The organism is Snuella sedimenti, from assembly GCF_016428595.1.
GTDB classification, from domain to species: Bacteria; Bacteroidota; Bacteroidia; order Flavobacteriales; family Flavobacteriaceae; genus Snuella; species Snuella sedimenti.
Genome location: NZ_JAELVQ010000019.1, coordinates 72,092 through 79,669 on the forward strand (window position 1 = coordinate 72,092; position 7,578 = coordinate 79,669).

General features: G+C 39.2%; 6 protein-coding genes. 1 reads left to right on the forward strand and 5 read right to left on the reverse strand.

What is annotated here, in order from left to right; genetic code table 11:
- Nucleotides 1-102 precede the first annotated feature (102 nt).
- Genes JF259_RS13425 through JF259_RS13445 form a run of 5 tightly spaced genes read right to left on the reverse strand, consistent with a single transcriptional unit; the run spans nt 103 to nt 3,309 of the window.
- Entirely contained in the window at nt 103-942 is an 840-nt protein-coding gene (locus JF259_RS13425; protein ID WP_199115873.1) for a TPM domain-containing protein, read from the reverse strand.
- An 8-nt stretch (nt 943-950) separates the two neighbouring features.
- Entirely contained in the window at nt 951-1,391 is a 441-nt protein-coding gene (locus JF259_RS13430) for a TPM domain-containing protein (protein ID WP_199115874.1), read from the reverse strand.
- A gap of 3 nt (nt 1,392-1,394) precedes the next feature.
- Entirely contained in the window at nt 1,395-1,991 is a 597-nt protein-coding gene (locus JF259_RS13435; RefSeq protein WP_199115875.1) for a LemA family protein, read from the reverse strand.
- A 13-nt stretch (nt 1,992-2,004) separates the two neighbouring features.
- Nucleotides 2,005-2,334, reverse strand: a complete 330-nt coding sequence (locus JF259_RS13440) for a MerR family transcriptional regulator (RefSeq protein ID WP_199115876.1) — start codon at nt 2,332-2,334, stop codon at nt 2,005-2,007.
- Nucleotides 2,335-2,337: 3 nt separating this feature from the next.
- Entirely contained in the window at nt 2,338-3,309 is a 972-nt protein-coding gene (locus JF259_RS13445) for a M23 family metallopeptidase (RefSeq protein WP_199115877.1), read from the reverse strand.
- 220 nt (nt 3,310-3,529) lie between these two features.
- Between JF259_RS13445 and alaS the strand changes: the two genes are divergently transcribed.
- Nucleotides 3,530-6,142, forward strand: a complete 2,613-nt coding sequence (alaS, locus tag JF259_RS13450) for an alanine--tRNA ligase (protein WP_199115878.1) — start codon at nt 3,530-3,532, stop codon at nt 6,140-6,142.
- The last annotated feature ends 1,436 nt before the right edge of the window (nt 6,143-7,578 follow it).

Here is a 7,578-nt window from a genome sequence, read left to right on the forward strand (position 1 = left end):
AATTAAATGAAGATTGCCCCAAATAATTGGTATTATCAAGAACTATTGAATGTGCCTAGAAAATTTTTGAAAGTAGTGGAATAAGCAAGAATTATTAGAAAATCACCAGCTACCGCCAGCACCTCCGCCAGAGAAGCCGCCGCCTCCAAAACCTCCACCAAAGCCACCGCTGCCAAATCCGCCGCCGGAACTGCCTCCAAAACCTCCAGATCCGCCACGGTAATTGCCACATCCCATATTGCTTAAAATAATGGCATCCCATATGTCGAAACCACCATCGTGCCTGTTGCCTCCTCGGCCATTGCCACCACCGCGCCTGTTCTTTGATATGGAAATAAGAATGATAATGAATAAAATGATGAGTATAAAACCGAATCCCTTAGAAGACTTTTTGTTAGAACCTTTTCGGGTTCCTTTGTATTCGCCATTAAGCACCTTAAAAATAGCATCGGTGCCTTTGTCGAGTCCGCTATAGAAATCCCCTCGTTTAAATTCTGGAATGATAATGTTTCTAATCAGTTCACCGTTAATTCCGGCTGTAAGCTTATGTTCCACACCATAGCCAGGTGAAATCCATATTTTTCGATCATCTTTCGCTAGTAAAATAAATACGCCATTATCCTCCTTGGCTTGGCCGATGCCCCATTTATGTGCCCATCTAGGCGTTAGTAGTCCAATGTTTTCACCTTTTGTACTGCTTATAATAGCAACTACTATTTGGGTAGAAGTAGTATCGGAATACTTGATTAATTTATGTTCGAGATTATTTTTTTGAGAATCAGATAGTAAACCGACATAATCGTAAACGCTGGTTTGTTTTTTTGGGGTTTTAGGAATGTCAAATTGGGCAAAAACTGAGTGTAAAGACAATAAGGCTACTATAAAAAGTAGTAATGCTTTGGGCTTAAAAAGGGGTGTTCGACCTGGTATGGAAATTTGCATGTTACGATTTAGCCTTTGGAAATTTCATTAGAGAGTTCATCAATATCATCATTCTGCCATGGAAAAAATGTTTGTAACTGTTCACCTGCTTTTAAGATGCCTGCAATGAGGCCTTCTTTAAAGTGTCCAGTTTTAAAATGACTTAGCATAAGGTCTTTGGTGCTGTCCCAAAAATTATCTGGTACAAGGTCATTAATACCCTTATCGCCATAAATAACAAAAGTTTTATCTTCTACGGCAACATAAATCAAAACACCATTTTGTAATTTGGTGTTGTCCATTTTTAACTCATGAAAAACTGCCATAGCGCGATCAAAAACATCTTTATTGTTTGATGTTTTTTCAATATGTATACGAATTTCTCCCGAAGTGTTTTTCTCGGCATCGCGTATGGCGTCAACAATTGCTTGTTCGTCTTTTTTGGAAAGGAAATCTTCTATTTTGGACATACTTTATTTAAAGTCAAAATTAACGTCCACAGGTTTATTTGCTCCAGCTTCGGCATCGAAATAGGGCTTTTCCTTGAAGTTTAACAATCCGGCCAATAAGGTGTTTGGGAAGGTGTTAACGTGAATGTTGTAGGGTTTAATCGCTTCGTTGTAGCGTGTTCTTGCTGTTTGGATTGTGTTTTCTGTACTTGTTAGTTCGTCCTGTAGTTTCAAGAAGTTCTGATTGGCCTTTAAGTCGGGATAACGTTCCACAGTAACCAATAAGCTTTTTAAGGCACCGCTCAAGCCTCCTTGTACTTGGTTGTATTGTGCTAATTGTTCTGGTGTTACATTAGCTGGATCAATACTAATGGACGTTGCTTTGGCCCGCGCATTGATTACGGCTTCTAAAGTGCTTTTTTCAAAATCGGCAGCACCTTTAACAGTATTTACTAAATTACCAATAAGGTCATTTCTGCGCAGATAAGAGGTTTGTACGTTGCCCCAAGCTTCTTTTACATTCTCGTTAAGGTTTACAGCAGTATTGTTAATGCCTTTTCCCCAAGAATACATTCCTATTACAAAAATTGCAACAATAATTAATGGTAGCCATTTTTTCATAATCGTTCTAATTTTAAAGGTGTTCTTTTATTTTTTGTAGTTCGTTCTTTATGTTTTCAAGTTTGTTTATTATTTCAAAATTATTAAGCGTTTTCTGTTTTTCTTCTTTTAAATGAATTTTAGCCCCTTCTAGGGTAAAACCACGCTCCTTAACAAGATGGAAAATTAATTTAAGGTTTTTAATATCCTCGGGTGTAAACTTTCTATTGCCTTTGGCATTTTTTTTAGGTTTAAGGATGTCGAATTCTTTTTCCCAAAATCGGATTAAAGAAGCGTTAACTCCAAATGCCTGCGCAACTTCGCCAATGCCATAATATCGTTTTTCGGGTAGTTCTATATACATTGGTTAATCTAAAGATTGGTTTTCTAAAGAAGCGTGTTCTAATAACTTATTAAATTCTTCAGCTGTTAAGCTGCCGTAGTAAAAGTTAATAGGGTTAATGCGGGCGCCATCCTTAAAAATTTCATAATGTAAGTGTGGGGCTTGCGAGCGTCCAGTACTACCTACAAAACCAATAAGGTCCCCGCGCTTTACTTTTTGGTTTCTTCTAACATTGTATTTGTACAAATGGGCGTATAAACTTACGTATCCGTAACCGTGGTCAATTCTTATGTGCTTTCCGTATCCAGTAGCGCCAGCATCAGCACGTTTAACAACCCCGTCGCCAGTTGCGTATATAGGAGTGCCTCTAGGAGCCGTAAAATCCATGCCCCAGTGCATTTTCCTTACTTTGGTAAATGGATCTGAACGCATACCGTAGCCAGAGGCCATCCTTGTAAGATCCTCATTGCTTACAGGCTGAATAGCCGGAATGGCAGCCAAGAGTTTTTCTTTTTCTTCAGCTAGCTTGGCTATCTCATCAAGGGATTTTGACTGTATTACAATTTGTTTTTGTAAGACATCTATACGTTTGTTGCTTTCTATGATGAGTTTGGAATTATCGAAACCTTCCAAATCCTTATATCGGTTAATACCTCCAAAACCAACTTTTCGTTGCTCTTCGGGGATTGGGTTGGCTTCAAAATAAACACGATATATGTTATTGTCCCTGTCGGCAATATTGGCAAGTACCGCTTCGGCCTGATCCATTTTTTTATTAAGTAATTCGTACTGTAATTGCATATTTTGCAATTCTCTTTTTAAGGCCTTCTCTTTTGGAGATTCTATATATTGACTCGCAATAAAAACCGATAAGAAACCAAACAATGCCGAGGCCAGAATAAATACTGCTGCATATTTAAATGTCGTTCGCTTTTTACGTTCTATTTTTCGGTAAGAAAGCGATTCAGAATCGTAATAATATTTAACCTTACTCATTACTTAATTTATACTATTTTTGCAAGAAATTATAGCCTTGTTATGTTTTAATTTTTAACCTAACGAACAAAACTATAAAATATTATTACAGTATGTTTCGATAATATTCTCTAAGTTGGTTCACTCAGTCCGAAATTTAAAATAAATTTGCATGGTAAAGATAAAAAATGTTTCGCTTTAATAGTAATTTAACAGAAACAAGAGTTTTCAAAATAGATACATGAAGTCACAAGATATACGATCGAAGTTTTTAAGTTTTTTTGAAAGTAAAAATCACAATATAGTACCGTCGGCACCAATGGTGCTTAAAGACGATCCTACGTTAATGTTTGTAAATGCGGGAATGGCACCTTTTAAAGAATATTTTTTGGGAAATGCAGAGCCTAAGAGCAAACGTATTACTGATTCGCAAAAATGCCTACGTGTATCTGGGAAGCATAACGATTTGGAAGAAGTAGGGTATGACACTTACCACCACACTTTATTCGAGATGCTTGGGAATTGGAGTTTTGGAGATTACTTTAAAAAAGAAGCGATAGCCTGGGCATGGGAGTTGTTAACCGAAGTATATGGCATCGATAAAGATATACTATACGTAACGGTTTTTGAAGGTAGTGATGAGGATGGCCTTGCAAAAGATACCGAAGCATACGATTATTGGAAAGAACATATTGCTGAAGAACGCATTTTAAATGGCAATAAGAAAGATAATTTTTGGGAAATGGGAGATCAAGGGCCTTGTGGGCCTTGTAGTGAGATTCATGTTGATATCCGTTCGGAAGAAGAAAAGGCTAAGATTCCAGGAAAAGATTTAATAAATAAAGACCATCCACAGGTAGTTGAGATATGGAATCTGGTTTTTATGCAATATAACCGTAAGGCTAATGGTAGTTTGGAAAACCTTCCAGAAAAACATATCGATACGGGAATGGGATTCGAACGTTTGTGTATGGTCTTGCAAGGCGTGCAGTCTAATTACGATACGGATGTGTTTACGCCTATAATTAGAGAAATTGAAACGATTACCAATACAGTATATGGTAAGAATGATAAAGTTGATGTTGCCATACGCGTTATTGCCGATCACGTTCGTGCTGTAGCGTTCTCTATAGCCGATGGTCAGTTGCCAAGTAATAATGGGGCAGGCTACGTGATTCGTAGAATTTTAAGACGTGCTGTACGCTATGGTTTTACTTTTTTGAATAAAAAAGAGCCTTTTATCTATAGATTAGTTGAGGTGTTGAGTAGTAAAATGGGAACAGCTTTTCCTGAGCTGAAAACACAAAAGCAGCTTATAGAAAATGTTATTAAAGAGGAAGAGCAATCCTTTTTAAGGACATTGGATCAAGGCTTGGTGCTTTTAAATAGGATTGTTGAAGAAACTAAAGGCGATACCGTTTCGGGAGAAAAAGCTTTTGAACTATATGATACATATGGATTTCCTATTGACCTTACAGCACTTATTCTTTCTGAAAAAGATTTGAAATTAGATGAAGAAGGGTTTGACAAAGAACTTCAAAAACAAAAAAAGCGTTCGCGTGTTGCCAGTGAAGTAAGTACAGGTGATTGGACGGTTTTAATTGATGATTCAGTACAAGAGTTTGTAGGGTATGATTATCTTGAAACTAATGTAAAAATTACAAGATACAGAAAAGTGAGTTCCAAAAAGGAAGGAGACATGTATCAGTTGGTATTCAATTTAACACCTTTCTATCCCGAAGGTGGGGGACAGGTAGGCGATAAGGGATATTTAGAAAGCGCGCAAGGAGAGGTTGTTTATATTCTAGACACCAAGAAGGAGAATAATGTAATTATTCATTTTACTAAAGAATTACCAAGTCATCTTAATGAAACGTTTAGAGCTGTTGTAAGTAACGAGCTTAGAGAATTATCTGCCAGTAATCATACCGCAACGCACTTACTACATCAAGCCTTGCGAACTATTTTGGGAGACCATGTAGAACAAAAAGGATCTTTGGTGAAGCCAGATGGATTGCGTTTTGATTTTTCTCATTTTTCTAAAGTAACTCCCGAGCAACTTATAGAGATTGAAGATTTTGTTAATGCGAGAATTGAAGGTAAATTGCCTTTGGTAGAGCACAGGAATATTCCAATGGAAAAGGCACTCGAAGAAGGCGCAATGGCTTTATTTGGTGAAAAATATGGGGACACTGTAAGAACTATTCGTTTCGGACAATCTATTGAGTTGTGTGGAGGAATACACGTAAAGAATACAGCAGACATCTGGCATTTTAAAATTGTTTCTGAAGGTGCTATTGCTGCAGGTATCCGTCGTATAGAGGCAATAACCAATAGAGCGGTTAAAGACTTTTATTTAGATAATAACAAGGCTTATTCAGAAATGAAGGCGTTACTCAATAATGCAAAAGAACCTGTTAAAGCTCTTCAAGGTTTACAAAACGAAAATGCCGATTTGAAAAAGCAAATTGAGGCTTTATTGAAAGATAAGGCAAAGGATATAAAAGGAACGCTTAAAAATGAGCTTACAACAGTAAATGGTGTGCAGTTTTTAGCGAAACAATTGGATTTGGATGCCTCGGGAATTAAAGATGTAGCTTTCGAGTTAGGTAATGAATTTGATAATTTATTCTTGTTGTTGGCAACTGTTATAAACGGCAAAGCCTTATTGTCTTGCTATATTTCGAAGGCGTTGGTTGCTAGTAACGGACTTAATGCAGGGCAGGTAGTTCGTGAGCTTGGAAAATACATTCAAGGCGGCGGCGGTGGACAACCATTTTTTGCTACAGCAGGTGGGAAAAACCCAGAAGGTATAGAAGAAGCTTTGAAGGCGGCTAGGGAATACTTGACATGATTGGCTTGTAAAGGCATAAAATCTTCTTAGATTAGCTAGTTATGTAATATTGGTTACGCAGAGATGCAAAGTCGTAAAGTTTTTTGGGAGCAAAAGGAGGATGAGTTTGGCGCTTTTAGCGGTTTGGCGAGATAATGCTTATGCGATGCAGGATCGATGTTCACGCGGAGACGGAAAGTCGCAAAGTTTTTTGGATAGAAAAGGTGGGTTAGCTCGGTGCTCTTGGCGGCTTGACTATTTGTTGATGAGTAACAGGATCGGTTGTCACGCAGAGATGTAAAGTCGCAAAGTTATTTGGGTAAAAAAGGTGGGTTAGCTCGGTGCTCTTGGCGGCTTGGCGAGATTGATTATTTGTTGATGAGTAACAGGATCGGTTGTCACGCAGAGATGTAAAGTCGTAAAGGTTTTGGGCAAAAAAGGTGGGTTAGCTCGGTGCTCTTGGCGGCTTGGCTATTTGTTGATGAGTAACAGGATCGGTTGTCACGCAGAGATGTAAAGTCGCAAAGTTATTTGGGTAAAAAAGGTGGGTTAGCTCGGTGCTCTTGGCGGCTTGGCGAGATGGCTATTTGTTGATGAGTAGCAGGATCGATTGTCACGTAGAGATGTAAAGTCGTAAAGTTTTTAGGTGCAAAAGGAGGATGAGCTTGTCGCTCTTGGCGGCTTGGCGAGATGGCTATTTGTTGATGAGTAACAGGATCGGTTGTCACGCAGAGATGTAAAGTCGTAAAGTTTTTGGGTAGAACAAGGTGGATGAGTTTGGCGCTCTTGACGGTTTGGCGAGATAATGCTTATACGATGCAGGATCGGCTGTCACGCGGAGGCGGAAAGTCGCAAAGTTTTTTGGATAGAAAAGGTGGGTTAGTTCGGCGCTCTTGGTGGCTTGGCGAGATTGATTATTTGTTGATGAGTAACAGGATCGGTTGTCACGCAGAGATGTAAAGTCGTAAAGGTTTTGGGCAAAAAAGGTGGGTTAGCTCGGTGCTCTTGGCGGTTTGGCGAGATGGTTATTTGTTTATGTGGTGCTGGATCGGCTGTCACGCGGAGGCGGAAAGTCGCAAAGTTTTAGGGTGCAAAAGGAGGATGAGCTTGTCGCTCTTGGCGGCTTGGCGAGATTGATTATTTGTTGATGTGGTGCAGGATCGGTTGTCACGCGGAGGCGGAAAGTCGTAAAGTTTTTGGGTGCAAAAGGAGGATGAGCTTGTCGCTCTTGGCGGCTTGGCGAGATTGATTATTTGTTTATGGTGAGCAGGATCGGTTGTCACGTAGAGATGTAAAGTCGCAAAGTTATTTGGGTAAAAAAGGTGGGTTAGCTCGGTGCTCTTGGCGGCTTGGCGAGATTGATTATTTGTTGATGTGGTGCAGGATCGGTTGTCACGCGGAGGCGGAAAGTCGTAAAGTTTTTGGGTGCAAAAGGAGGATGAGCTTGTCGCTCTTGG

Excerpts from the sequence above, each read along its gene's own strand:
- JF259_RS13435 (WP_199115875.1), bottom strand. The coding sequence starts at position 1,991 with ATGAAAAAATGGCTACCATTAATTATTGTTGCAATTTTTGTAATAGGA.
- JF259_RS13445 (WP_199115877.1), bottom strand. The coding sequence starts at position 3,309 with ATGAGTAAGGTTAAATATTATTACGATTCTGAATCGCTTTCTTACCGA.
- JF259_RS13440 (WP_199115876.1), bottom strand. The coding sequence starts at position 2,334 with ATGTATATAGAACTACCCGAAAAACGATATTATGGCATTGGCGAAGTT.
- JF259_RS13430 (WP_199115874.1), bottom strand. The coding sequence starts at position 1,391 with ATGTCCAAAATAGAAGATTTCCTTTCCAAAAAAGACGAACAAGCAATT.
- JF259_RS13425 (WP_199115873.1), bottom strand. The coding sequence starts at position 942 with ATGCAAATTTCCATACCAGGTCGAACACCCCTTTTTAAGCCCAAAGCA.
- alaS (WP_199115878.1), top strand. The coding sequence starts at position 3,530 with ATGAAGTCACAAGATATACGATCGAAGTTTTTAAGTTTTTTTGAAAGT.